This window comes from Labedella gwakjiensis, assembly GCF_003014675.1.
Taxonomy (GTDB): Bacteria; Actinomycetota; Actinomycetes; order Actinomycetales; family Microbacteriaceae; genus Labedella; species Labedella gwakjiensis.
Map to the genome: position 1 here is coordinate 2,567,572 of NZ_PYAU01000001.1, position 24,643 is coordinate 2,592,214.

Sequence of the window (24,643 nt, forward strand, 5' to 3'; positions counted from 1 at the left end):
GTCCCCTCGATGGTGTGAAGCCTTCGACCCAGGATAGACACGGCCGGAGCCGGATTGCATCCGGTTGACGTGTGGCGCCGGCTCAACCGGGGAGCCGCGCGCGCCAGCTGTGGCTCTCCGACGCCTTCACGGCGCAGATGACGAGCAGCAGCCACCCGCCTTCGACGAGCGGGAAGCTCTCGGCCGCACCCGTCGTGAGGATCGTCACGACGACGAGCGCCGGCCAGGCGTAGGTCACGGTGCGTCGGTTCGAAGCGAGGAGCCACGACCGGATGACGGCGAACGCGCACAGCGCGGCGAAGAGCACGAAGCCGACGGTGCCGACCTGGAGGATCACATCGAGGTAGGCGTTGAGCGCCGAGGCGTGCTCGCGGCCGACGGACCAGTTGATCCCGGCGAACGGCGGCACCGAGCCGCGCCAGATGCCGAACCAGCCCCAGCCCTCGATCGGGTTCGCGTCGATCGCACGCCACGTCGACAACCACAGGCGGTACCGCACCTGGAACTCGCCGCCCGCGTTGAGCACGTCGATCACCCGACTCCGCCCGGCGTAGGTCGCGATCATCGTCACGGTGACGAGCCCGAGGAGGGCGTACTGCAGGACGGGGCGGCGCTCCGCGGGGGTGCGACGCACGGCGAAGAGGGCTGCTGTCGCGCCGAGGATCACGAGGGCGACGACGAGGGTGACCGGTGACCCGGCGAAGAGCAGACACGTGGCCGCGAGAGCGATCGAGAAGACGCCCATGCCGCGCTGGACAGACCGGGTGCGGAGTTCGATGACGTGCGTCACGAGCGCCAGTACGGCCACGAAGCCCAGCAGGTTGCGCGTGCCGAAGATGCCCTGGATGGGCCCGCCCTGCGCCATGTTGCCGGCTATTCCGAGGAACGTGAACGGCGTATCGAGCAGGATCCCGCTGAGGATCTCGAGACCGATCGACACGGCGAGGAGCACGCGGAACACGCCGCCGGCCGCGCGGACGATCTGGATGAGGTCGCGGCACAGGGCGATGGCGATGCCGAGGACCGCGATGGCCGCCTGGAAGAGCCATCCGGCGAGGGACATCCATTGCGCGCCGCTCCAGAACACCGATGCTCCGCACCAGGCGATGAAGCCGAGCACCGTGAGGGGGAGCAGTCCGCGCCACTCGATGAGTTCGCGCCGTGCGACGAGGATCGCCCCGGCGAGGACGACGAGACCCACCAGGATCGCGACGTAGCCGGGCCATCCGATCAGGGATCGGATGAGGTGACCTGAGAGAGCCGACGCGATCGCGGTCATGGCGAACGCCTGGGCGACGGCGGCCGATCCGAGCGACGATCGCAGGGACTCCCGGGAGATGGGCCGCCCGCTCACGCGGCTCCGTCTACGCGATCGATGACGGGATCGGTTTTCGTCTTGACGGCGAGGGCGACGAGGAGCACCCAGCCGGACTCGACCAGGATGCGGCTCTCCATGAGCGATTGCACGACGAGGACGACGGCGACGAGGAGGGGGAGCATGGACGCGACGGAGTAGGGGCGGTCGTCGATGAGCCCCACCCGAGGTCGATCGACGGCGAGGAACCACGACCTCCACAGGACGGACACGACGAGGCCGGCGAAGAGCACGACCCCGACGACGCCGAGCTGCATCCACACGTCGAGCCAGGCGTTGTGCGCCTGGAGCTGTTCGACGCCGTTGCGGATGACGGGCTCGTCGAAGGGGACGGCGCCGGGCAGCCACGGGCTCGAGTACCCCCATCCGAACCAGGGCCGACGAGCGGCCATCTCGGAGACGTCTGCCCAGATGTCGAGGCGGCCGGTGAGGTCCGAACTCTTCCCGAAGAGCGCGAGGGCTGTGTCGCGGAAGAACACGGCGACGACCACTATCGCGATGCCGACGACGGCGCCGGCCCCGTACACGCCGAGTCGGCCGGCCGGTCCGGCGCGGCGGGCGAGAAGGACAGCGCACAGGACGACGACGCATGCCGCGGCCGCGATCACCATGGTGCTCGAGCGCGTCAGTCCGAACGTGACCGCAGCGAGGGCCAGCCAGATGGAGCCCGATCGACGTGAGACGCTCCGCTCGGCAAGTTCTACGGCGAAGACGACGATCCCGAGGAGGGCGATGATCGCCAGCAGATTTGCGTTCCCGACCCACCCCTGGATGCGGTCGCCCTCGAGCAGGACGTTCCGCGACCACAGGTTGAGGAGGGCGGTGTCCTCCCCGACGGGGTCCCACCAGCGGGGGACGGGGTGGCGGACGATGAGCGCCACCACGAGTTCGAACGCGAGCGAGAGACCGATGATGAACCGCAGCGACCGGCCGAGCGCGCGCACGACCGCCGGCCAGTCGAGGGCGAGGGCGAGGGTGCAGCCCACGATCGTCGTGAGCAGCGTGCCCACGAGGGTAGCCGCGGTGGCTCCGATGTACGCGGACCACGACAGCGAGAGGAGGGCGAGGCCCAGGAAGGCGACGAGTGTCTTCGGGGTCGTGGTCCACCGCAACCGCGGCCGGGCGCGGACGAGGACGACCCCGCACGCGGCCCCGACGAGGATGACGAGGACGATGTACGCGGGCCATCCCAGGAGATTGCGCCACCCGTCGCCACCGAAGGCGACGACGAGACCGAGCGTCGCGACCGACGAGGTGACGGCGGCGTGGCTGCTCTGCTCGCGCGGGGGCGAGACGGTCTGCGCGCTCATGGGGTCAAGGGTAACGCGGGCCGCTCGCCCGCCGCCGCCGGGATGCTGCTCGAGCGCCTCAGACGAAGGCCGCCGACCCCGTGATCGCCCGGCCGACGATGAGCGCGTTCATCTCGCGGGTGCCCTCGTAGGAATAGAGGGCCTCGGCGTCGGCGAAGAAGCGAGCGGCGCCGTAGTCGAGCACGATGCCGTTCCCGCCCATCGCCTCTCGAGCCCAGGCCACCGTCTCCCTCATGCGGGCCGTGCAGTACGCCTTCGCGAGCGACGAATGCTCGTCGCGCTGGGTTCCTTCGTCGTGCATCTGGGAGACGCGCACGCACATCGCCATCGACGCGGTGATGTTGCCGAGGCACTTCGACAGCAGGTCCTGGATGAGCTGGTGAGACGCGATCGGCTTGCCGAACTGGACCCGCTCCTTCGCGTAGGCGAGAGCCGCCTCGTATGCGCCGATGGAGACGCCGACACTCGACCAGGCGACGCCCGTGCGCGTGAGCCGCAGCACCTTCGCCGTGTCGCGGAACGAATTTGCGTTCTGGAGTCGGTGGGACTCGGGCACGACGACGCCGTCGAGGACGATGTCGGCGTTCTGGACGGCACGCAGGCTGATCTTCCGCTGGATGGGCGTCGCCGAGTACCCGGGAGTGCTCGTCGGGACGATGAATCCCTTGACCTGGGAGTCCTCGACGTCCTTCGCCCAGATGATCGTGATGTCGGAGAAGGTGGCGTTGCCGATCCAGCGCTTCGCGCCGTCGAGCACCCAGGAGTCGCCGTCGCGTCGCGCCGTCGTCCGGAGACCCTGAGCGCTGTCGCTCCCCGAGAGTGGCTCGGTGAGCCCGAAGGCGCCGATGATCTCTCCGCTCGCGAGCCGTGGCAGCCACTCCGCCCGCTGCTCCTCGGAGCCGCAGACCGCGATCGACCCCATCGTGAGGCCCTCCTGCACGCCGACGAAGGTCGACACCGAGGCGTCCACGCGTGAGAGCTCCATCGAGGCGAGACCCCGGAACACGGCGGAGTTCTCGAACGGCGTCGTCTCGGCCCAGGCGAATCGGCCGACGTCGGTCGCCATGAGCGGCTCGACGATCTGGTGGGGGAACTCACCGCGCTCCCAGTAGTCGTCGGCGATCGGCCGGACGTGCTCCTCGAGGAAGGCGCGGATCTCGGTGATCGACTCCTTCTCCCTGTCGGACAGGAGGGTCTCGAATCCGAGGAAGTCGCTCGCGAGGGGCTCGAATGACATGGCGCTGGTCTCCGTACTGCGATCGTCGTGTCGACGGCGGAGCGCCGTCGCCGCGTCGAGCCTACGACCGCTCCCTGAGCAGACGGAACGCTTGGTAGATTCGCACCAGCCGGGTGGGTCTCCGCCTCGGTCGTCTTTGTAGATCGCCCCCAGAGAAGAGCGTCGGATGTTCCTGCCTATCGACAACGTGCCCCGCGACTACGCCTGGGGGTCGCGGAGCGACATCGCGGAACTGCGAGGCGTGGAACCCTCCGGCGCGCCCGAGGCGGAGTTGTGGCTCGGCGCGCATCCCGGCTCGCCCGCGCGGATCCTCGACCCCGCGGCGGCGGGCGGCGCTCGCGATCTCGCCGAGTGGATCGACTCGAACCCGGCCGACGCGGGTCTCGCCGGCCCGCGTCTCCCGTTCCTGCTCAAGCTCCTCGCGGCCGCCGAGCCGCTGTCGCTCCAGGCGCACCCGTCGCTCGAGCAGGCGGGTGCGGGCTTCGCGCGGGAGAACGCCGAGGGCGTGCCGCTCGAGGCGGCTCACCGGAACTACAAGGATGCGTTCCACAAGCCCGAGCTCGTCGTGGCCCTGAGTGAGGAGTACTCGGCCCTGTGCGGATTCCGTGCGGTCGGCGAGACGCGCGCGCTGCTCTCCTCCGTCGACGACGGGAGTGCACCGCTCGCGGCGCTCGCCGCGTCCCTCGGAGACGCGACCAGCCCTGACGCCGACGTGCTCCGCACGACCGTCGACGCTCTGCTCCGTGGGCGGCTCGACGGCGTGGTCGAGGCGCTCGTCGACGCCTGCCGCTCGGCTCTCGCGACCGGCGCGGCGCGGGACGCCGCACCGGTCCTGCGCACGATCACCGAGCTCTCCGACTCCTACCCGGGAGACCCTGGCGTCGCCGTCGCGTTCCTGCTCAACCGGGTGACCCTGACGAAGGGGGAGGCGCTGTGGCTGCCGGCCGGCAACATCCACGCGTATCTCCACGGGTTCGGCGTCGAGCTCATGGCGTCGAGCGACAACGTCCTTCGAGGAGGGCTCACCCCGAAGCACGTCGACGTAGACGAGCTCCTCGACGTGCTCGACTTCGAGCCGCTCCCCGTCCCGATCCTGCGGCCCATCGACGGGGGAGCGGGTGTGGAGGTCTTCCGTCCCGACGTACCCGACTTCGAACTGCTCCGCGTCGACCCGTCGGCGGCGTCCTCGACTCCCATCGTCCTGCCCGGGCCGGCGATCGCGATCGTCACGTCGGGTGCAGCGACCCTCGAGGCCTCGACGCGCATCGACCTGGCGACGGGCGACGCGACGTACATCGTCCCCGAGGGCCAGCCGATCCGGGTCTCCGGATCCGGCGAGCTGTTCATCGCGACGACTTACCTCGACCGCTGACTCCCGCCCGGCCGGGGTTCAGACGGTGAGCAGCGAGTCGTCGTCGACGCAGGAGAATGCGCGCCTGTAGGCATTCGGGGTCGTCTTGAGGGTACGCACGAAGTGGTGCCGCATCACGGAAGCGCTGCCGAACCCGCTCTCCTCGGCGATCCGCTCGAGGCCGAGGTCGGTCTGCTCGAGCAGGTGTTGAGCCCGGATGAGTCGCTGACGTGTGAGCCATGCCGCCGGTGTCGCGCCGAGCTCGGCGCGGAACCGGCGAGCGAAGGTCCGCTCGGACATGAGGGCGCGGCGCGCGAGGACGGAGACCGGCTGGTCCTCCGCGAGATTCTCGACCATCCACGAGGTCACCGCGGCGAGGGACGAGACGCGCTCGTGCTCCGGCGGAGCCTGAATGAACTGCGCTTGACCGCCGTCCCGTTGCGGCGGAACGACCATGCGGCGCGCGATGACGTTCGCGGCGGCAGCCCCGAGTTCCGTCCGGACGAGGTGGAGACAGGCGTCGATGCCGGCGGCGGTCCCCGCGCCCGTGATGACGCGGTCGTCCTCGACGAAGAGCACGTCGGGGTCGACGTCGGTTCCAGGGAACGCGCGGGCGAGAGACTCGGCGTGCATCCAGTGCGTCGTCGAGCGACGCCCGTCGAGGAGCCCGGCGGCGCCGAGCGCGAACGCCCCGCTGCAGACGCTCAGCACCCATGCGCCGCGCCGCTCCGCAGCCCTGAGGGTCTCGACGATGCGCGGGTCGATGTCGGTCTGCGCCGACCCGAATGCCGGGACGGCCACGAGGTCGGCGTCCGCCGCGTACTCGAGTCCCTCTGACACGACAAGGCCGAGGTTGTTCTTCATCGGCACGACGCCGGGGTCCGCCGTGACGACGTGGAAGTCGAAGGTGGGCCCGCCGTGCTCGCTCCGGTCGATGCCGAAGACCTCGGCGAGGACCCCGAACTCGAACGGTGCCATGTCGGGGATGGCGATGACGGCGATCGTGCGGAGCACGGGACCTCCTGGGAACGCGTGGCAGGATTTGACTGATTTCTGTCGATACTGCCACTCGTGGCAGGATCCCGCAATTCCTAGATTTACTGCCATGACCCTCTTTCTCGTCTTCGCCGCCCTCCTCTTCCTCTCCGGCATCGTCTGGACCCTCGTCGACGTCGCTCGCGACGGGTACCGTCGCCGCCCGACCCTCGAGCGGGACGGACGCGATCGGCCCGATCGCTGATGCCGTTGTGCGAGCGGGTGGCCCTCGATGTGCGTTTGAGTGGGGTGTCGAGGATTCGCGTCGATCGGCGGACGACTTGCCGTATGGCAGTCCTCGATACGCGTTTGAGTAGGGTGTCGAGGGTTTGCGTCGATATGCATACGACTCGCCGTGTCGTGGCCCTCGATGTGCGTTTGAGTGGGGTGTCGAGGGTTTGCGTCGATATGCATACGACTCGCCGTGTCGTGGCCCTCGATGTGCGTTTGAGTGGGGTGTCGAGGGTTTGCGTCGATATGCATACGACTCGCCGTGTCGTGGCCCTCGATGTGCGTTTGAGTGGGGTGTCGAGGGTTTGCGTCGATATGCATACGACTCGCCGTGTCGCAACCCTCGATTGGGGGTCGAGGGTTTACGATCCACGACTTGACCCACGGGAACTACACGGGTGTAATTAGGGGACGGCGCGTGAAGCGTCGCAAGGCCGAGTGCGACGTAGGTGGGGAGACGGTATGGGCATTCCGAACGAATACTCAGGAGTCCCGGACAACTGGTTCGTCGACCCCGTCCAGCTCGGAATCCCCGGCGTCCGGCGTGCTGCTCCCGAGGATGACAATCCGCTCGCATGGCAGTCCGATTCGCTCTGCGCCCAGACCGATCCCGAAGCCTTCTTCCCGGAGAAGGGCGGCTCCACGCGGGACGCCAAGCGGATCTGCGGATCGTGCGAGGTCCGCGGCCAGTGCCTCGACTACGCCCTCCAGAACGACGAGCGCTTCGGCATCTGGGGCGGTCTGTCCGAGCGGGAACGCCGCAAGCTGAAGAAGCGCGCGGGCTGAGGCTCCGTCGGGGCGGTCGACGAATTCGACCACGCCCGCCGATGACACCGGGGCTCGCTGCCGCCCGGCTTAGGCTGATCGCGCTATGGAGACCCGCGTAACCGTCCTCGTCGTGGCGCACTCGAGCGCTGACCGTCTGCGCCGCACCCTCGCTGCGGTCGAGGCACAGACCCGAACGCCGGATCGTGTGATCGGCGTCGCGGTCGACGCCAAGGACGAGATCCTGCGTGCCTTCGACGACGGACGGGTCGACCAGGTCGTCACGACGACTGAGAACCTCTCCTTCGGGCGGGCCATCGCCGCAGGGCTCCGTGTAGTCGACGAGCCGGTCGGCGACGACGAGTACCTGTGGTTCCTCGCGCAGGACACGGCCCCGGAGCCGACGGCTCTCGCCGAGCTCCTCGCCGGTGTCGAGGTGGCCCCGTCCGTGGCCGTCGCCGGCCCGAAGGTCGTCGACGCCGACGATCCCCGGCGCATCCGCTCGCTCGGTGAGACGATGACGACGCTCGGCCGGACGGTGGAACTCGTCACGGACGAACTCGACCAGGGCCAGCACGACGGGGAGACGGACGTGCTGGCCGTCTCTCCGATCGGCATGCTCGTGCGTGCGAAGGTCTTCGAGGACCTCGGCGGCTTCGACGCGGCTCTCGGGCCGGTCGACGACGGCCTCGACTTCGGGGTCCGCGTGCGATTGGCGGGAAGCCGCGTGACGCTCGTACCCGAGGCCGTCGTGGGCTCCGCCGGTGACGGCGTAGCCGGCGCGCCGCGCGGCCGGCGGTGGGGCACGACGCAGCGGCGGGCGCGACTCGCGCGTTCGGCGGAACTCCACCGACGACTCGTGTACGCGCCGGCGGCCCTGCTCCCGCTCCACTGGCTCTCGATCCTGCCGCTCGCCGTCCTCCGGTCGATCGCGCTCCTCGTGCTCAAACGCCCCGGGCTCGTTGGCTCGGAGTTCCGCGCCGCGTTCAAGGCGGCGTTCGCCGACACGCGCGTCTTCGCGGCCCGCTCGAACCTCTCCCGCTCGCGGAGGGTCGGATGGTCGACGATCTCCGGGCTGCGGATGCCGTGGCGGGAGCTGCGTCGCCGTCGGGAGCTCGAGCGTGAGGTCGAGGGCGACGACCAGGCTTTCGTCGAGCGGACGGATCTGCGGTTCTTCGGCGGAGGGGGCGCGTGGCTCGTGCTCGGGTCCGCCGTCGTCGGCCTCGTCCTCCTCCTCCCGCTCGTCCCGGCGACGGTCCTCGACGGCGGGGGTCTCCTGCCGATGTCGCGGTCCGTCTCCGAGCTCTGGGCGAACGTGGGCTGGGGCTGGCGAGACGTCGGGACGGGCTTCGTCGGCGCGTCCGACCCCTTCACCGTCGTGGTCGCGGTTCTCGGCACGCTGACGTTCTGGGATCCGTCGTTCTCTCTCGTCCTGCTCTGGCTCCTCGCGTTCCCCCTCGCCACTCTCGGAGGCTGGCTCGCGGCCACACGACTCACGGAGCGCAGCGGGTTCCGCCTCGTCGGAGCCGTGCTCTGGACCTTGTCCCCGACGTTCCTCGCGGCACTCGCCGACGGTCGGCCCGCCGCCGTCATCGTCCACCTGGTGCTGCCGTGGTTGTTCCTCGCCGGAACGTCCGCCGCGCGATCCTGGGCGTCGGCTGCCGCGTCGTCGATCCTCCTGGCTGTCGTCGCGGCATGTTCGCCCGTGCTCGCGGTGCCGCTCGCGATCCTCTGGCTGTTCGCGCTCGTCTCGGCCGGCCGCGGCGTGCTGCGTGTGCTCCTCGTCCCGGTGCCGACCCTCGTGCTCTTCGCGCCGCTCATCTGGCAGCAGGGGGTCGTCTCGTCGAGGTGGACGGCGCTGCTCGCCGATCCGGGAGCCGGTGTCGCGACGTCGGCCGTCGGGCCGGCCTCGATCCTCTCCGGCTTCCCCATCGACCGCGATTCGACGTGGTCCGCTCTCGCGACGGCCTGGGGTGTGTCGGGCAACGTGCTCGCCGTCGTCCTGCCCGTCCTCCTCGTGCCGATGGCCCTGCTCGCCCTCGCCGGTCTGTTCGTGCGCGGGCAGCGGCGCACCCTCGTCCTCCTCGCCGTCGCCCTGCTCGGGGCCGGAACGGCTGTGGCCGCCGGCAGCCTGACCATCGCGACGCTCGACGGCGTGCCGATCTCGGTCTGGCAGGGGAGTGCGTTGAGCCTCTACTGGTTGGGGCTCTCGGGGGCGGCGCTCTCCGGTCTGGACGGGTTGGGTCGCCGCGGCGTCGTGCCAGCCCTGGTGGCCGTCGTCGGCCTCGCGGTCATGGTCGCACCCCTCGCCGCCGCGAAGCCGTTCGACACGTCGGTCGTGGTCGCCGGGTCCGGCCGGACCCTACCGGCGTACGTCGACGCGGCCGCGACCGAGGACCCGGACATCGCGACTCTCCGCATCACCCCGCTCGCGGACGGATCGATCGCCGTCCGATACCTGGCGGGCCGCGGCGACCTCCTCGACGACCAGTCGACGGTGAGCCGCACATCCGATCCCACGGCGCAGACCGATGCGCGCGTCGCCGAGCTCGCCGGGAACCTCGTGTCCCGCAGTGGGCTCGACGCGGCGCCGGAGCTCGCCGCCCTCGGCATCGACTTCGTGCTCCTGTCGACGGAGCCGTTCGAGGTCGCGGAGCTCGCGGACGAGGCCGGCAGCGGCGAACCGGACACCGACGCTCGTCGCGGGCCGGACGAACTGGCAGCCGATGCGGCCGCCGCGCTCACCGCCAATCCCGCGGTCGAGTACGTCGGGCCGACCGACGCCGGCGAGCTGTGGCGGAACGTCGCGGACGTCGAACGCCCGCAGCGCGAGGGCGTCGATCCGTTGTGGTCCACCATCGTTCCCGTCTCGTGGATCGTGGTGTTCCTGATCGCGCTCCTCATCGCGGTGCCGACGGCGGCCTCGCGTGAGGCCGCGCGACGTCGTTCTCGCACGGTGGGGATCCGACCGGCCTCCAGGAGGCGTGCGGCACCGGACGAGGACGATGCGGCCGCCATCGAGACCCTCCCCGATCTGGTCGAGCCAGCCGACGGCCAGTCGGACCCCGATTGGGCAGACGACGCCGTGAGCGCCGACGGTGCCGGTGCCGACGGCGCCGACGCGGATGCCGTCGGCGATTCGGTGTCCGGCGACTCTTCCGGCGACAGCGACGGGCCGAGCATCGACGAACTCGAGAGCGGTGTGTCGGCCGACCCGATCGACGCACCCGACGGGGAGGCCGGCCCGGACGACGGCCGCGATGCCTCCGCACCACGAACAGGAGGGGCGCGTTGAGCTCCACGCGACTCACAGTGACACGGGCCGTTCGCACCACGGTCGGGCTCGTCGGGGTCGCGGCCGCGGTCGCGACGATCGTCTTCGCCGGGCGCCTCGATCTGCCGGACATCGGCGGCGCTCCAGCGAGTGTGACGGTCGAGCCGGTCGCGGCCGACCAGTCGCGGGTCTGTACCGGCTCGCTCATCGAGCTCGGGCAGGACGCGGCAGCCGCGACCGCCGCGACATCGGTCGGCTCGCCGGTGGTCGTGGCGGGCGATGGGGTGGACGGCGCCGCAACGTCGTCGACACTCGCCGCGCCCGACGACTCCGCCGGTCGTGAGGGCCCTACCGTCCTCTCCGCCGAGCCGAGCGACGGTGACTCCGTCCTCGCGGGGGCTCAATCGCAGAGCGTCGAGCTCGAACGGCTCTCGGGATTCTCGGCGTCGTCGTGCACGGAGACGGCGGCGGAGTCGTGGCTCGTCGGCGGATCCACGGATGTCGGCCAGACCACCGTCCTCACCCTCGCGAACCCGTCCACCGTGGATGCGAGCGTCTCGCTCGAGGTGTTCGGCGAGAGCGGCGCCGTCGACGCGTCGGGAGCCTCCGGCATCGTCGTGGCCGCGGGATCGCAACGCATCATCTCGCTCGCCGGCATCGCCCCCAACCTGCTCATCCCCGTCGTCCACGTCACGAGCGTCGGCGCTCCGGTCGCCGCCGCCCTGCAGCAGTCAGCGGTCCGTTCGATCACCCCGGAGGGCGTGGACGTCGTCGGTCCGTCGGCGTCACCGGCCGACAGCCAGATCATCCCCGGTTTCATCGTGCCGTCCTCTCGCCCCGTCGACCGTGCCGACGGCTACGACTTCCGTGTCCCGGGCGTGCGGGTCCTCGCGCCGGGCGGCTTCGACGCACAGGTCACCGTGGTCGCCCGGGCGAGCGACGGGACCCTCTCGGAGCCCCGAACGGTCACCACCGCGGCGGGGACGGTCACCGATGTGCCCCTCGACGACCTTGCACCCGGCGAGTACACCCTCCTCGTGACATCGGACCAGCCGGTCACCTCTGCGGGCCACAGCGCCTCATCGCGGGACGACAAGGACGACTTCGCCTGGTTCGCCGCGACGACGCCACTCGCCGCGACGGCGACGGTCGCCGTTCCTCCGGGAGCCCAGGCGACCATGCGCATCGCCAACCCGACGGACGAGGACAGGACGGTCTCTCTCGTCTCCTCCGGCGCCGAGACCACCGTCGACGTGCCGGCCGGAGGCTCGATCCAGCGAGACGTCGACGGCGACGTCGTCTACGAGCTGTCAGGGACCGACGGCTTGCACGCGGCCGTCACGCTGCTCGGCGACGTCGGCATCTCGTCATACCCGCTGACGGCGCCGAGCGCCGCATCGGATCCCGTCGTCGTCCGGATGCGCTGACGAGCCCACGCGGCTTCAGAGGAAGCGGAACCGTTCGGGGCCGAGGTCCCACGGATCCTTCCCGAGGAACTCGGCAGTCGCTCGGAAGACGCAGCTCTCGATCATCATCCGCTGGTGCATCTCGTCGTCGCGGTGCAGGTGACTGAGGCGTTGGATGGGGAGGCGGAAGAGGGTGATGCGACGCGTCGACGCGTCCGTGTGCCACCGGTCGACGCCGTCACCGGAGTCGAGCTTCGGCGGCATGGCCTGCACCTCGTAGCGCACGCCGGCGAGCTCGTCCGGCCAGGATCCCCTCAAGAAATCGGCTGTCGAGGCGACGGTCTGATCGAAGAGGTCGATGCGGGTCCGGAGCGCCGGGAGCGGGGGGCGGACGACAGAGCTGCGCCCGGCCCTGCCGTGGCGGTCTCGCCGGACGGCGCGGCGTCCCGGATCGCCGATCGGGGACCGTTCGTGCTTGCGCCTCATGTCGCAATCCTATGCGCCGGCGGCGACGAGCGGCCGGGGTCGGCGCGGTGCGGCCCCGCTGTCGGGGGCTGTCCGTAGACTGACGGCGATGGACGACAGAATCTGCTCGAAGGTCGGGTGCACACGCGAGGCCGTGTCCACCCTCAGCTACGACTACGGCGACCAGATGGCCGTGCTCGGGCCCCTCGGTCTCACGCGCGACCCGCACACGTACGACCTCTGCTCGATCCACTCGGAGCGACTGTCGGTCCCCAACGGCTGGCAGGTCATCCGCCACGCCGTCCTCGGCGAAGTAGGGTGATCCTCATGGCATCGGATTCAGCACAGAACGCCCGTCTCGCGTCGGTCGTCGGAGCGTACGACGTGCGCGGGGTCGTGGGCGAGGGGCTCACGGAGGAGATCGTCGAGGCTCTCGCGGCGGCCTTCGTCGACGAGGTCGACGGGGCCGGCTCGTCGGTCGTCGTCGGGCATGACATGCGCGACTCGTCACCGGGGTTCGCCGAGGCGTTCTCGCGCGGCGCCACCGCGCGGGGGGCCGACGTGATCTCGATCGGACTGTGCTCGACGGACGAGAGCTATTTCGCGTCGGGCAGCCTCGGAGCACCGGCCGCCATGTTCACGGCGAGCCACAATCCGGCGCGTTACAACGGCATCAAGTTCTCGCGCGCGGGCGCAGAGGCCATGTCGAAGGCCACAGGGCTCGCGGCCATCCGCGACCGCGCCGCCGAGTACCTGGCGTCGGGCATCCCCACGGCGTCGGCCACGGGGTCCGTCGAGACGCGTGACGTGCTGGCGGACTACGCGACGTACCTCCGCACGCTCGTACCGCTCGACGCCATCCGGCCGCTCACGATCGTGGTGGACGCCGGCAACGGCATGGGTGGGCTCACCGTTCCAGCGGTCCTCGAGACCGCAGCAGGGCTTCCGTCGCTGCCGCTCACGATCATCCCCCTCTACTTCGAGCTCGACGGGACGTTCCCGAATCACGAGGCCAACCCGCTCGAGCCGAAGAACCTCGTCGACCTGCAGAAGGCCGTCGTCGAACACGGGGCAGACCTGGGCCTCGCCTTCGACGGCGACGCCGATCGCTGCTTCGTCGTCGACGAGCGCGGAGAGGCGGTCACGCCGTCGGCCATCGCGGCGATCGTCGCCGTCCGCGAGATCGCGCGGGCTCGCCGCGACGACCCCCAGGCGGACATCACCGTGTTGCACAACCTCATCACCTCGCGCATCGTGCAGGAGACCATCGAGGCGGCGGGCGCGACGGCGGTCCGCACGAAGGTCGGCCACTCGCTCATCAAGGACGAGATGCGACGTACGGGCGCCGTCTTCGGGGGCGAACACTCGGCGCACTACTACTTCCGCGACTTCTGGAGCGCCGACAACGGCATGCTCGCCGCGATGCACGTCCTCGCGGAGTTCGGTGCGCAGGGGGCGCCGCTGTCCGAGTTCGCCTCCGCGTACTCGCCCTACTTCGCGTCCGGCGAGATCAATTCGACGGTGGAGGACGTGCCGGCGGCGTTCGCCCGTATCGTCGAGGCGTTCGCCGGTCGCGCGGAGTTCGACGAGCTCGATGGCCTCACGGTCACCGGCCACGCCGGGCTCGACGACGACTTCTGGTGGTTCAGCGTGCGTCCGTCGAACACCGAGCCGCTCCTGCGTCTCAATGCCGAAGCGTCCTCGCGCGCACAGATGGAAGCGATCCGCGACGAGGTCCTCTCTCTCATCCGCGCCTGATCGGTTCGGCGGAGGGCCGACGCAGGGCGGCTGTCACACGGGGCGGCCTCTCGGTTACGGGTGCGACAATGGAGCAATGACGATCACCTCTCCGGTCGCGACCGGCTCCATGCCCTTCTCCGTCGCCGACCTCTCGCTCGCGGAGGCGGGCCGCCACCAGATCCGTCTCGCCGAGAACGAGATGCCCGGGCTCATGGCCCTTCGCGACGAGTTCGGTCCCAGTCAGCCCCTCGCCGGCGCGCGCATCGCGGGATCGCTGCACATGACCGTGCAGACCGCCGTTCTCATCGAGACGCTCGTGGCTCTCGGCGCGCGCGTGCGGTGGGCCAGCTGCAACATCTTCTCGACGCAGGACGAGGCGGCCGCCGCCATCGCCGTCGGCCCCACGGGAACGCCGGACGCGCCGGCCGGTGTGCCGGTCTTCGCCTGGAAGGGCGAGACCCTCGACGAATACTGGTGGGCCACAGGCCGTATCTTCGACTGGTCGGCGGAGGCCGCGGAAGAGGATGCCGAGTGGACGGGTCCGAACCTCATCCTCGACGACGGCGGAGACGCCACCCTGCTCGTGCACAAGGGCGTCGAGTTCGAGGCCGCCGGTGTCGTCCCCGACGCGACGGATGACGACCCCGAGGAGTATCGGGTCATCCTCGGGGTGCTGCGCGCCTCGCTCGCGGACAGCCCCGACCGGTGGACGCGCATCTCTCGCGACCTGCTCGGCGTCACGGAGGAGACCACGACGGGCGTGCACCGTCTGTACGAGCTCTTCCGCGACGGTGAGTTGCTCTTCCCCGGCATCAACGTGAACGATTCGGTGACGAAGTCGAAGTTCGACAACAAGTACGGCATCCGCCACTCGCTTCCGGACGGCCTGAACCGCGCAACGGACGTCCTCATCGGCGGCAAGGTCGCGCTCGTCGCCGGATACGGAGACGTCGGAAAGGGCGCGGCCGAGGCGCTCCGCGGCCAGGGCGCGCGCGTCATCGTGACCGAGGTCGACCCGATCTGCGCGCTCCAGGCGGCCATGGACGGCTACCAGGTCGCACGCATCGAGTCGGTCGTGGGCGACGTCGACATCTTCGTCTCGGGCACGGGCAACAAGTCCGTCATCACGACCGAGCACATGCTCGCAATGAAGCACCTCGCGATCGTCGCCAACGTCGGGCACTTCGACAACGAGATCGACATGGACGGGCTCTCCCGCATTCCCGGCGCAGAGCGTGTCGAGATCAAGCCGCAGGTGCACGAGTGGCGCCTGCCGACCGGCCGGTCCATCCTCGTCCTGTCAGAGGGACGCCTCATGAACCTCGGAAACGCGACGGGTCACCCGTCCTTCGTCATGAGCAACTCGTTCACGAACCAGGTGCTCGCGCAGCTCGAGCTCTACACGCGGATCGAGGAGTACCCCGTCGGCGTCTACGTGCTGCCGAAGCACCTCGACGAGAAGGTCGCGCGACTCCACCTCGACGCTCTCGGCGTCGAGCTCACGGAGCTCTCGCCCGAGCAGGCCGCCTACATCGGCGTGCCGGTCGACGGCCCCTTCAAGGTGGACCACTACCGCTACTGATCCACTTCAGCACCCGCGACGTGCGGACGTCGGTCGTCTCCTCCCGCGAGGAGACCGCCGAGGTCCGCACGTCGGTTCGTCTCAGCGGTCGGGGAAGTGGTGGGGCGTGCCGTCGAGGGTGGGGCGCAGCAGGTCGAGACGCTCGCGCTCGAGGGTGAGCTTCCTGAACTCGCGCTCCCGTCGCATCGCCGCGACAGCGAAGAGGAACGTGTCGGGGGCGACGTTGGGCAGGGGCGAGACGTAGGGGGCGGCCTCGGCCGCCAGTTCGCGACCCAGCCGCTCGCGTGCGGCGGGTGAGAGCCGCGCCACCTGCTGCAGGTACTGGGCGATGCGCCGCGCGAGTCGGTCGGGTAAGCGGGCCACGTCGGCGGTCGTCGCCCATCCCTGCAGCTCCGGCGGTACCCCGTACACCGGTGTGATGACACGCGGCACACGCTCATGCTGCGCGTAGGTGCCCGCGAGGAGATCGCCTAGTCGCTGCGACCGATCGCTCAGCAGGCCGACGAGCGCGGCGACCCCTCCGATCGTCATGTAGATCTCGAAGAATCCGACGAGCGATCGGATGAACGCGTGCCGGAAGCCGATCGCTCCACCGTCGAGGCGCACCACTCGGGCGCCGATCGCGAGCTTGCCGAGCGATCGACCTCGCATCGCCAGCTCGACCGCCGTCGGTACGACGATGAACGACACCACGATGATCGAGATGACGGCGGCCTGGAACGCCGCCTCGTCGATGTCGACGAATTCCGCCGCCAGGAAGAGCAGGTAGCCGAGGAGGAGCGCGAACCCCACGTGCACGACGAGGTCGATGGCGGCGCCCGCGGCCCGCAGGACGAAGCTCGCGGCACGCACATCGAGCGCGACGGCCTCGCCGGTGACGAGTTCGCGCGGATCGGTTGTCGACTGCGCGCTCGAGGTCATGGATATCATCGTAATCGGATGGACATCGACGCTTACGCTGCCGCACATCGTGCCGATTGGGACCGCCTGGACGAGCTCGGCCGCCGGGGGTCGCTGTCCGGCGCGGAGGCCGACGAGCTGATCGACCGATACCAGTCCGGTGCGACGCAGCTCTCGGCGATCAAGACGACGGCGGGATCGACGGTCACGGGAGACCGATTGAGCGTCTCGCTGTCGCGCGCGCGGCTCCGCTTCACGTCGGCCGGGCGCAACGTCGCGTCGCAGATCCCGCGCTTCTTCGCGCTCCAGTTGCCGGCGGCGCTCTACCGGCTGCGCTGGGTCACCCTCGCGGTCTTCGTCGCCTTCACGATCGTCGCGTCGTTGTACGCGACATGGATCGCGACGAACCCGCAGGCGCTCGCCGCCCTCGGCGACGAGGCGACCCTGCGGCAGACCGCCGAGCAGGGCTTCGTCGCCTACTACTCGGAGAACCCGGCGACGTCCTTCGCCGGACGGGTGTGGACCAACAACGCCTGGATCGCCGCCCAGTGCATCGCCTTCGGGATCACCGGAGTCTGGGTCCCGTACGTCATCGCCGGCAACGCGCAGGGCATCGGGCTCACGGCGGGTGTCATGTTCGCGTACGACGAGGGCGACACGTTCTTCCTCTACATCCTTCCCCACGGCCTCCTCGAGCTCACGAGCGTCTTCGTCGCCGGGGCGGCGGGCCTGCGCATCTTCTGGTCGTGGGTCGCGCCCGGACGCCTTCCGCGTGGACGGTCGCTCGCCCAGGAGGCACGGGCGCTCTTCACCGTCGTGATCGGACTGATCATCGCGCTGTTCGTGTCCGGCATCATCGAGGGCTTCGTGACGCCGGCCCCGTGGCATCCGGCTGTCAAGATCGCGATCGGTGCCCTGGCGCTCGGTGCATTCCTCTTCTACATGCTCGTGATCGGTGGGCGAGCGGCCCGGTCGGGCGAGACGGGCGACCTCGAGGAGTTCGAGCGCGGCGCATCGAGTCTCGTGGCGGGTTGAGGGAGCCTTCTCGACGGTGGCTCAGTCATCGGAGGCGATCGGCGGCTGCCGCTCCGGGTGCATCGCGATGAAGAGCGACAGCGGCACTCCGTCCGGGTCGGGATCGAGTGCGGCGTACTCGACCACCAGGTTGCGGAACCGGTCGCGGAATTCCGAGAGGGCTTCCGGCGAGAGCTTCACGCCGAGTCTCCAGGCGTCGAGGTCGTCTGGATCTATTCCGGCGATCTCCTGGAGGAAGGTCTCGACGAGAAGTGACGAGGCGTGCGGCGTTCGAGAGAAGAAGGACAGTCCGGTCGCGCGATACGGCACCTCGCGGGCGCCGCGTCGGCCCGACCGGGGCTCCTCGGCGCGGAGGAGGCCCGTTCGGACGAGGGTGCGCACGTGGTGGAGGACGGTGCCCGGATTGAGATCGAGGATCGCCGCGATGTCCTTGTTCGTCCTCGATTCGTGCAGACAGATCCGAAGGATCCGCATACGGAGAGGGGAGCTGAGCGCTCTGGCCCGGGCCTCGACGTCGGCCTCGGACTCGTCGGCGGGCGGCTCGACGAACGGCGGAGTCATAGGGCCAGCGTAGCCCGCCGCTCCTCGCAGTGATTGACAAATATCAATCGCATGCTCCACGATGACCGTATGACCACGACGGACCCCCGATCTCGCTCGCCGCTGTGGCGCCATCGCGGGTTCTTGACGCTCTGGGCCGGGGAGAGCCTCAGCCAGTTCGGCGCCCAGCTCGCGCACGTCGCGATCCCCGTGCTCGCCGTGTCGCTCCTCCAGGCGACGCCCTTCCAGGTGGGCGTACTGGGTGCCGTCGACACCGCCGCTTTCCTGCTGATCGGGCTGCCGGCCGGAGCGTGGATCGATCGCCTGAGGAAGCGACACATCATGCTCACGGCGGACCTCGTGCGCGCGGCGGTCCTGGCCGTCGTTCCGATCCTCTGGATCACGGGGACGCTCGAGTTCTGGCACCTCTACGTCGTGGGGGCTGTCCTCGGCACGGCGACGGTGTTCTTCGACGTCGCGTACCAGAGCTTCGTCCCCGTCCTTGTGCCGTCGGCCTCGATCGGCGATGCGAACGGCAAGCTCGAGTCGTCGGCGCAGATCGCACGCATCGGCGGCCCGGCCGCCGGAGGTGCTCTCCTCACGATCCTCGCGGCGCCCTTCGTGCTCGCCGCGACGGCACTCACCTACTTCGCATCGTTCCTGTTCCTCTCCCGCATCCATGACGAGGAGACGCTCCCGGACCGCGCCGAGCGTCGGCCGCTCCACCGCGAGATCCAGGAGGGACTGTCCTACGTCCTGCGGCATCCGCTCCTATCGCGCATCACCGCGGCCACGAGCATCAACAACTTCTTCGCGACGATTGCGACGACCATGCTGCCGATCCTCGTGCTGCGTGAGCTGAGCCTCTCGCCCGCCGTCATGGGTGTCGTCTTCTCGGTCGGGGCCGGCGGCGGGCTCCTCGGCGCGCTCGTCGCCCCGTGGGTCGCGTCGAGACTGGGGGAGGGGACGACCATCCCCGTCTCGTGTCTCGCCGGCGGCCTCTTCCTCCTCATGATCCCCGCCGCCACGCTCGTGCCGGGCTTCGCCGTGCCGATACTCGTGGCGGCGGAGTTCGGGCTCGCCTTCACGGTGCTCGTCTACAACATCACCCAGGTGACGTTCCGACAGCGCGTCTGCCCGCCGCGCCTGCTCGGCCGCATGAACGCGTCCATCCGATTCCTCGTCTGGGGTGTCATGCCGATCGGTTCTCTGCTGTCTGGTGTCCTCGGAACGGTACTCGGCGTGGTCCCGACGCTGTGGATCGGATCCGTGGGCGCGCTCCTCGCCGCTCTCCCCGTGCTGTTCTCGCCGCTCCTCGGAATGCGGAGACTGCCCGACGCCTGAGCGTCGCCGCGGCGTCAGTCGTCGAGCGTGTGGAGGTCGTCTCCGCCCCCGGACCCGTCGGACGTGTCGCCCGCTCGGCGGCTCGCGACGCGTGCGACGGTGCCGGCGACGACCGCTCCGAGGAGCGGGAACAGGATGAACGCCCACACCTGTGCGATGCGGTCGGGTCCGGCGAAGAGGGCCGTCGCGAGCGCCCTGGCGGGGTTGAACGACGCGTTCGACACCGGGGCCGCGACGATCGTGAGGGCGGCGACGGCGAGTCCGATCGTGAGACCGGCGGCGGCTCGATGTCCACCGTCCACCGCATCGGCCGGGCCGCGCGCGATGTACAGCGCCACGATCACGGCGGTGAAGACGGCCTCCACGAGGGCGACGGCGAGGAGGCCGAATCCGTCGGGGGAGAGCTCGGCGCCATAACCTCCTGCAGCGAAGCCCTCGCGCTGCGCGGTCGCGAGCGTCGCGGACACACCGTCGGCCGTGATCCCCAGGACGAGGGCCGCTCCGAGGGTCGCGCCGATCAGCTGGGCTGCGACGTGAGTCGGCACGTCGCGCCAGGGGAATCGACCGGAGATCGCGAGGCCGACGGTCACTGCCGGGTTGAGGTGGGCGCCGGAGACATGAGCGATCGTGGCGTACACCCCGGCGATTGCGAACCCCGTGGCGAGAGCGATGCCGAGGGATCCGACGACCGTGCCGGCGAGGACCGTCGCCCCCACGATGACGGCGACCACCACGAAGGTGCCGAACGCTTCGGCCGCGACGGAGGGGAGGAAACCGGGCTGCTCGCGTTCGTCGGTCATGCTCCGACAGTAGCGAGGGGGATGCCGGACGGCGTCCGGCACGCGCCGTGTCGGACGAGCACGGACGGTGGCGAACCCCTACAGACGCCCGGTGGCCTTGAGGGCGAGGTAGTGATCGGCGAGGGCCGGTGGGAGATCCCCGGGCGCTCCCGAGACGACGTCGGCGCCGAGACGACGGACAGCCGCAGCGACCCGCGAGGCGTCGAGCGCTGCGCGTTCCGCCGCCGCCGCGCGGTAGACGGATTCACGATCGCCGCGCTCGTTCCGCGCCTCCGCGACCGCCGGATCCGTCACCGAGACCACCGCGACGGTGTGGTTGCGCGTGAGCTGGGGGAGGACGGAGAGCAGGCCGGCCGAGGCGCCCGGCGTCTCGATCGACGTGATGAGGACGACGAAGGCGTGGTGGCTCGTGATCTGCCTGACGTGGGACGGGACGGCGTCCCAGTCCATCTCGATGATCTCCGGGTCGATGTCGGCCATCGCGTCGACGAGCTTCGCGAGGAGGTCTGCGCCCGTCGATCCGGTGATGCGTCCCCTGATCCGTCGATCGACGGCGAGGAAGTCGACGCGGTCGTCCGCGCGAGTCGCGAGCGCGGAGAGCAGGAGGGAGCACTCGAACGCCGTGTCGAGTCGCACCTCGTCCGCGATCCGAGCCGCCGAGGTCCGAGCAGTGTCGACGACGATGACCACGCGGCGATCGCGTTCCGGGCGCCACGTGCGCACCACGAGATCAGAGCGCCTGGCCGTAGCCCTCCAGTCGATCGAACGGACGTCGTCGCCACGCACGTAGTCCCGCAGCGAGTCGAACTCCGTCCCCTGGCCGCGCACCATGACGCTCGTCGCGCCGTCGAGCTCGCGCAGCCGGGCGAGGCGGCTCGGCAGGTGCTTCCGCGCGTTGAACGGCGGGAGGACCCGAAGACGTCCGCGCGAGACGATCGTCGCCTGACGAGCGCCGAGGCGCAACGGGCCGAACGATCGAACCGTGATGTGTTCGGTGCGCCTCTCTCCGCGTCGGAACGGTCGGAGGGTCTGCACGATGCGTCGGCGCTCGCCGGGAGGGACGCTCACCCTCTCTCGGGCGAGGGGAGCGCCGGTCGTCGGCTGCCACCCGTCGCGCACGAGCGCGCGCACCGTCCGCCGACCACGGTTCGTGACGAGGATCTCGCTCGTGGCCTCCTCGCCGAGCCGGACCCGGTCGGGCAGGAAGCGCGAGAGGATGAGGCTTCGAGGAGACCCGGCGAGCACGACGTCGATCGCGAGAAGCGCGAGACTGCCCACGATCCACCACAGGAGGACGGCGAAGGAGCGCGCGGGATCGGCGCCCACCGCGACGACGGGGACGATCCCGACGGCGAGGAGGGCGACGAACCAGCCCGTGACGGCCATCTAGATCGGCACCTGGACCTGTTGGAGGATCGACCGCAGGATGGCGTCCGTCGCGACGCCCTCGAGCTCGGCCTCCGGCCGGAGCTGCAGGCGGTGCCTCCAGACGGGGATGACCATCGCCTGGACGTGGTCCGGTGTGATCGAGGGGTGGCCGCTCAGCCACGCCCAGGCCTTCGCCGAGGCGAGGAGGGCCGTGGTCGCTCGCGGGCTCACGCCCATTCGGACGGACGGGCTCCGCCGGGTGGCCCGCGCGAGGTCGACGATGTACGCGAGAACATCGGCGCCGACGGCGGTGCGGGCGGCGGCGGCCTGGGCGGCGTGCAGTTGCTCGCTCGAGAGCACCGGTGCCACGCCGGCTCCGGTGAGGTCGCGCGGGTTGAAGCCGGCGGCGTGCCGGCGTAGCACCTCGACCTCGGTGTCGCGTTCCGGGAGGTCCAGCACGAGTTTGAGGAGGAAGCGGTCGAGCTGAGCCTCCGGGAGCGTGTAGGTGCCCTCGTACTCGATCGGGTTCTGCGTCGCCGCCACGAGGAACGGATCGGGCAGCGGTCGCGTGACGCCGTCGACGGAGACCTGCCGCTCCTCCATCGCCTCGAGCAGCGATGACTGGGTCTTCGGAGGTGTCCGGTTGATCTCGTCGGCAAGCAGGATGTTCGTGAAGACGGGACCCTCGCGGAACTCGAACTCCCCGCGCTTGCCGTCGTAGACGAGCGAGCCGGTCACGTCGCCCGGCATGAGGTCTGGGGTGAACTGGACGCGCTTCGTGTCGAGCTGGAGCGCGTGGCTCAGGGTGCGCACGAGGAGGGTCTTCGCCACGCCGGGCACACCCTCGAGGAGCACGTGACCCCGCGCGAGGAGGGCGATGATGAGACCCGTCACGGCGGCGTCCTGGCCCACGACGGCCTTCCCGACCTCTGACCGCACGCGGGAGAGCGACTCGCGGAGCGCCGCCGAATCGTCGGGTCGCGGGGGCGCCGCGTGGTGCTCGGGTGCTGAGGGGTACTGGTCGCTCATCGTGTCTGTCTCCCGGTGGGGTCGGTGAGGGTGTGGATCTGGGTCTCGAGCAGGCTGAGGGCGTCGGACAGTGCGACGAGGTCCGCATCGCCGCGGGGGATCGCGTCGACGAGGATCGCGCGGACGTCCCGGAGGTCACGACCGGTGAGCGCCGCTGCGGCCGCCGCGACCACTCCGGCGTCAGCGTGGCGTGAGAGGTCGAGTCGCGAGGCGATGCGGTCGATGGTGCCGATGCGCAGGGCATCGACGGCCCGGAGTCGCGCAGACGATCGCTGGTACAGCCGCGCCCGGCCCTCCATCGTCTCGCCCGCGCGCACCGTGACGGGCAGCGGTTCGACCACGAGGGGACCGAATCGCCGTCCCCTCCAGAATCCGGCCGCGATCGTCGCCGCGAGCAGGAGGACCATCGTCGGTACCACCCAGCCGGGCGTGAGCTCGCCGATGGTCGGCGGTGCGTCCGCTTCGACGTCGGCGAGGCTCGGCAGGTACCAGACGAGCGAGTCGGACGTGCCGAGCAGGCCGAGGGCGAGGGCGGCGTTCCCGCTCTCCGTGATGGTGCCGTTCTCGAAGACCGACGTCGATCCCACGATCGTGATCGGAGTGTCCCCCGGCACGGTCACGACCCCGTAGCGACCGTCGCCGACGGGGAAGCACCCCGCGACGTCCCCGTCGATGCGGTAGGTGTTCTCGACGGTCGCGCGTCCGGCCCGCTCGGCCGTCGGCTCGTCGCACGCGGCGTCGACGGCCTCGCCACCGGCGGCGCCCCCGCTCCGGACGTCGGAGGAGACCGCCCGGAGCGTCGCGAACGTGGGATCGATCAGGACGACCGTCCCGGCCTCGGCCACGAGGGAGGCGAGTCGCGAGGCGTCGAGGTACTCGTTGTCGACGACGACGAGCGTGGATCCGGAGCCGTCCTCGAGCGACGTGAGCGCGTCGGCCGCACTGTCCGCGGTGACCACGTCGACCCCCTCCGATCTCAGGACCTCGACGACGGCCTTGGACCCCTCCGGGGTGGGACTCGTCGGGTCCAGGGGTGGCGCCCCGGCGTCGCTCGACCCCCTGAGCAGGTACACCGCGGCCACGACGAGCAGGCCGAAGCCCGTGAGGACGACCCAGAACACGGAGCGCTTCGCGCGCGTCCGGATGCTGGGGGTCAGGACGTCGCCGTCGACGGAGGGTGGCGCTTCGCGAGTGTCCGTCACGGCGTCTCGACCGCCTCGGTGAGCACGGCTGATCGCCGCGCGACGGCCGCATCCAGCTCGGAGATCGACCGGTAGAGCTCCATCGTGCCGGGCACGCTCGCATACCGCGTCGCGTCGAAGCCATCGGCCGTCCGGCCGAAGTCCGCAGCGAGATCCGGGAAGGCCACGGCGCCCTGAGAGGCGAAATCGTGCGCCGTCGTTCCGGGCAGGACGGCGACGACGGTGCGCTCCTGCAGGCCGCGCGCGAGAGCCCTGAACGCGTCGAGCACGGCAGCGGTGGCGTCTCCCCGTGCGGCGGCGTCGGCAGCGTCCTTCCGCAGCTGCGCCGCTGTTCGGCGCTCGTCGGCGCCGAAGAGGGAATCGGCCGCCCTGCTTCGCCGGTTGAGTCGCGGTACGCCCCACACGATGAACGCCGCGACGATCCCGATCACCAGGAGGACGAGGAGCACGACGGGGATCAGGCCGCCGAGACCGTCTCCCGAGGGGAGGGTGAGGGACTGGAACCATTCAGAGATGGCCTGTCCGATGCGATCGAGCAGCGTGGGCTGTGCGGCGGTGTACTCCGGCCCGGACAGCTCGCGCAGCAGCAGTTCGCGCGCGTCCGGCGCCGAGGGGTCGACCGGGATGTCGGCCGGTACGGGGAGACGGTGCACG

The 24,643-nt window shown here is 70.3% G+C and carries 22 protein-coding genes; 10 read left to right on the forward strand and 12 right to left on the reverse strand.

What is annotated here, in order from left to right; all coding sequences use genetic code 11:
• Window positions 1–82: 82 nt before the first annotated feature.
• The 3 genes from CLV49_RS12060 to CLV49_RS12070 are packed head-to-tail and all read right to left on the reverse strand — an operon-like array spanning window position 83 to window position 3,922.
• Window positions 83–1,354, reverse strand: coding sequence for an O-antigen ligase family protein (locus CLV49_RS12060; RefSeq protein ID WP_243696592.1), 1,272 nt, complete (start codon window positions 1,352–1,354; stop codon window positions 83–85).
• A complete protein-coding gene (locus CLV49_RS12065) occupies window positions 1,351–2,685 on the reverse strand; it encodes an O-antigen ligase family protein (protein ID WP_106563753.1) in 1,335 nt (444 codons plus the stop codon). The genes CLV49_RS12060 and CLV49_RS12065 overlap by 4 nt, the downstream gene beginning before the upstream one ends.
• A gap of 58 nt (window positions 2,686–2,743) precedes the next feature.
• Window positions 2,744–3,922, reverse strand: a complete 1,179-nt coding sequence (locus tag CLV49_RS12070) for an acyl-CoA dehydrogenase family protein (RefSeq protein ID WP_106563754.1) — start codon at window positions 3,920–3,922, stop codon at window positions 2,744–2,746.
• Between the two features lie 166 nt (window positions 3,923–4,088).
• Here CLV49_RS12070 and manA point away from each other — a divergent pair, with 166 nt between their 5' ends.
• The gene (gene manA, locus CLV49_RS12075; RefSeq protein WP_106563755.1) at window positions 4,089–5,294 is read left to right on the forward strand and encodes a mannose-6-phosphate isomerase, class I; all 1,206 of its coding nucleotides are present in this window, start codon (window positions 4,089–4,091) and stop codon (window positions 5,292–5,294) included.
• Window positions 5,295–5,312: 18 nt separating this feature from the next.
• On the opposite strand, the gene CLV49_RS12080 is transcribed toward manA, so the two are convergent.
• Complete coding sequence (locus CLV49_RS12080; RefSeq protein WP_106563756.1) at window positions 5,313–6,287, reverse strand: GlxA family transcriptional regulator; 975 nt, start codon at window positions 6,285–6,287, stop codon at window positions 5,313–5,315.
• Between the two features lie 91 nt (window positions 6,288–6,378).
• Here CLV49_RS12080 and CLV49_RS18625 point away from each other — a divergent pair, with 91 nt between their 5' ends.
• The 4 genes from CLV49_RS18625 (at window position 6,379) to CLV49_RS12095 (ending at window position 12,005) form a co-directional block, all read left to right on the forward strand.
• On the forward strand, window positions 6,379–6,513 hold the full coding sequence (locus CLV49_RS18625; protein WP_279432395.1) for a hypothetical protein: 135 nt from the start codon (window positions 6,379–6,381) through the stop codon (window positions 6,511–6,513).
• Between the two features lie 488 nt (window positions 6,514–7,001).
• Window positions 7,002–7,325: a WhiB family transcriptional regulator gene (locus CLV49_RS12085; RefSeq protein WP_106563757.1), complete on the forward strand. Its 324-nt coding sequence runs from the start codon at window positions 7,002–7,004 to the stop codon at window positions 7,323–7,325.
• Between the two features lie 85 nt (window positions 7,326–7,410).
• Complete coding sequence (locus tag CLV49_RS12090) at window positions 7,411–10,599, forward strand: glycosyltransferase family 2 protein (protein WP_106563758.1); 3,189 nt, start codon at window positions 7,411–7,413, stop codon at window positions 10,597–10,599.
• Complete coding sequence (locus tag CLV49_RS12095) at window positions 10,596–12,005, forward strand: DUF5719 family protein (protein ID WP_127054294.1); 1,410 nt, start codon at window positions 10,596–10,598, stop codon at window positions 12,003–12,005. Before CLV49_RS12090 ends, CLV49_RS12095 begins: the two co-directional genes overlap by 4 nt.
• Window positions 12,006–12,020: 15 nt before the next feature.
• Here CLV49_RS12095 and CLV49_RS12100 read toward each other — a convergent pair whose 3' ends face one another.
• Complete coding sequence (locus CLV49_RS12100; protein ID WP_106563760.1) at window positions 12,021–12,470, reverse strand: metallopeptidase family protein; 450 nt, start codon at window positions 12,468–12,470, stop codon at window positions 12,021–12,023.
• An 88-nt stretch (window positions 12,471–12,558) separates the two neighbouring features.
• On the opposite strand from CLV49_RS12100, the gene CLV49_RS12105 reads away from it, so the two are divergent.
• The 3 genes from CLV49_RS12105 to ahcY all read left to right on the forward strand — a co-directional run bounded on the left by CLV49_RS12105 (window position 12,559) and on the right by ahcY (window position 15,771).
• Complete coding sequence (locus tag CLV49_RS12105; protein ID WP_106563761.1) at window positions 12,559–12,771, forward strand: DUF3499 family protein; 213 nt, start codon at window positions 12,559–12,561, stop codon at window positions 12,769–12,771.
• Window positions 12,772–12,776: 5 nt separating this feature from the next.
• Complete coding sequence (locus CLV49_RS12110) at window positions 12,777–14,207, forward strand: phosphomannomutase/phosphoglucomutase (RefSeq protein WP_106565074.1); 1,431 nt, start codon at window positions 12,777–12,779, stop codon at window positions 14,205–14,207.
• 76 nt (window positions 14,208–14,283) lie between these two features.
• A complete protein-coding gene (ahcY, locus tag CLV49_RS12115) occupies window positions 14,284–15,771 on the forward strand; it encodes an adenosylhomocysteinase (RefSeq protein ID WP_106563762.1) in 1,488 nt (495 codons plus the stop codon).
• A gap of 81 nt (window positions 15,772–15,852) precedes the next feature.
• On the opposite strand, the gene CLV49_RS12120 is transcribed toward ahcY, so the two are convergent.
• On the reverse strand, window positions 15,853–16,692 hold the full coding sequence (locus tag CLV49_RS12120; protein ID WP_106563763.1) for an RDD family protein: 840 nt from the start codon (window positions 16,690–16,692) through the stop codon (window positions 15,853–15,855).
• An 18-nt stretch (window positions 16,693–16,710) separates the two neighbouring features.
• On the opposite strand from CLV49_RS12120, the gene CLV49_RS12125 reads away from it, so the two are divergent.
• The gene (locus CLV49_RS12125; RefSeq protein WP_106563764.1) at window positions 16,711–17,706 is read left to right on the forward strand and encodes a stage II sporulation protein M; all 996 of its coding nucleotides are present in this window, start codon (window positions 16,711–16,713) and stop codon (window positions 17,704–17,706) included.
• A 21-nt stretch (window positions 17,707–17,727) separates the two neighbouring features.
• Here the strand turns inward: CLV49_RS12125 and CLV49_RS12130 are convergent, their stop codons facing one another.
• Entirely contained in the window at window positions 17,728–18,267 is a 540-nt protein-coding gene (locus CLV49_RS12130) for a helix-turn-helix domain-containing protein (RefSeq protein ID WP_106563765.1), read from the reverse strand.
• Window positions 18,268–18,336: 69 nt separating this feature from the next.
• On the opposite strand from CLV49_RS12130, the gene CLV49_RS12135 reads away from it, so the two are divergent.
• Complete coding sequence (locus CLV49_RS12135; protein WP_106563766.1) at window positions 18,337–19,590, forward strand: MFS transporter; 1,254 nt, start codon at window positions 18,337–18,339, stop codon at window positions 19,588–19,590.
• A 14-nt stretch (window positions 19,591–19,604) separates the two neighbouring features.
• Here CLV49_RS12135 and CLV49_RS12140 read toward each other — a convergent pair whose 3' ends face one another.
• The 5 genes from CLV49_RS12140 to CLV49_RS12160 form a co-directional block, all read right to left on the reverse strand.
• Complete coding sequence (locus tag CLV49_RS12140) at window positions 19,605–20,390, reverse strand: MIP/aquaporin family protein (RefSeq protein WP_106563767.1); 786 nt, start codon at window positions 20,388–20,390, stop codon at window positions 19,605–19,607.
• Between the two features lie 78 nt (window positions 20,391–20,468).
• Window positions 20,469–21,776: a DUF58 domain-containing protein gene (locus CLV49_RS12145; RefSeq protein WP_106563768.1), complete on the reverse strand. Its 1,308-nt coding sequence runs from the start codon at window positions 21,774–21,776 to the stop codon at window positions 20,469–20,471.
• The gene (locus CLV49_RS12150) at window positions 21,777–22,787 is read right to left on the reverse strand and encodes an AAA family ATPase (RefSeq protein ID WP_106563769.1); all 1,011 of its coding nucleotides are present in this window, start codon (window positions 22,785–22,787) and stop codon (window positions 21,777–21,779) included. It abuts the gene before it with no gap.
• Window positions 22,784–23,989: a DUF4350 domain-containing protein gene (locus CLV49_RS12155; RefSeq protein WP_158261971.1), complete on the reverse strand. Its 1,206-nt coding sequence runs from the start codon at window positions 23,987–23,989 to the stop codon at window positions 22,784–22,786. Before CLV49_RS12155 ends, CLV49_RS12150 begins: the two co-directional genes overlap by 4 nt.
• A complete protein-coding gene (locus tag CLV49_RS12160) occupies window positions 23,986–24,642 on the reverse strand; it encodes a DUF4129 domain-containing protein (protein WP_106563771.1) in 657 nt (218 codons plus the stop codon). The genes CLV49_RS12155 and CLV49_RS12160 overlap by 4 nt, the downstream gene beginning before the upstream one ends.
• Window position 24,643 lies beyond the last annotated feature (1 nt).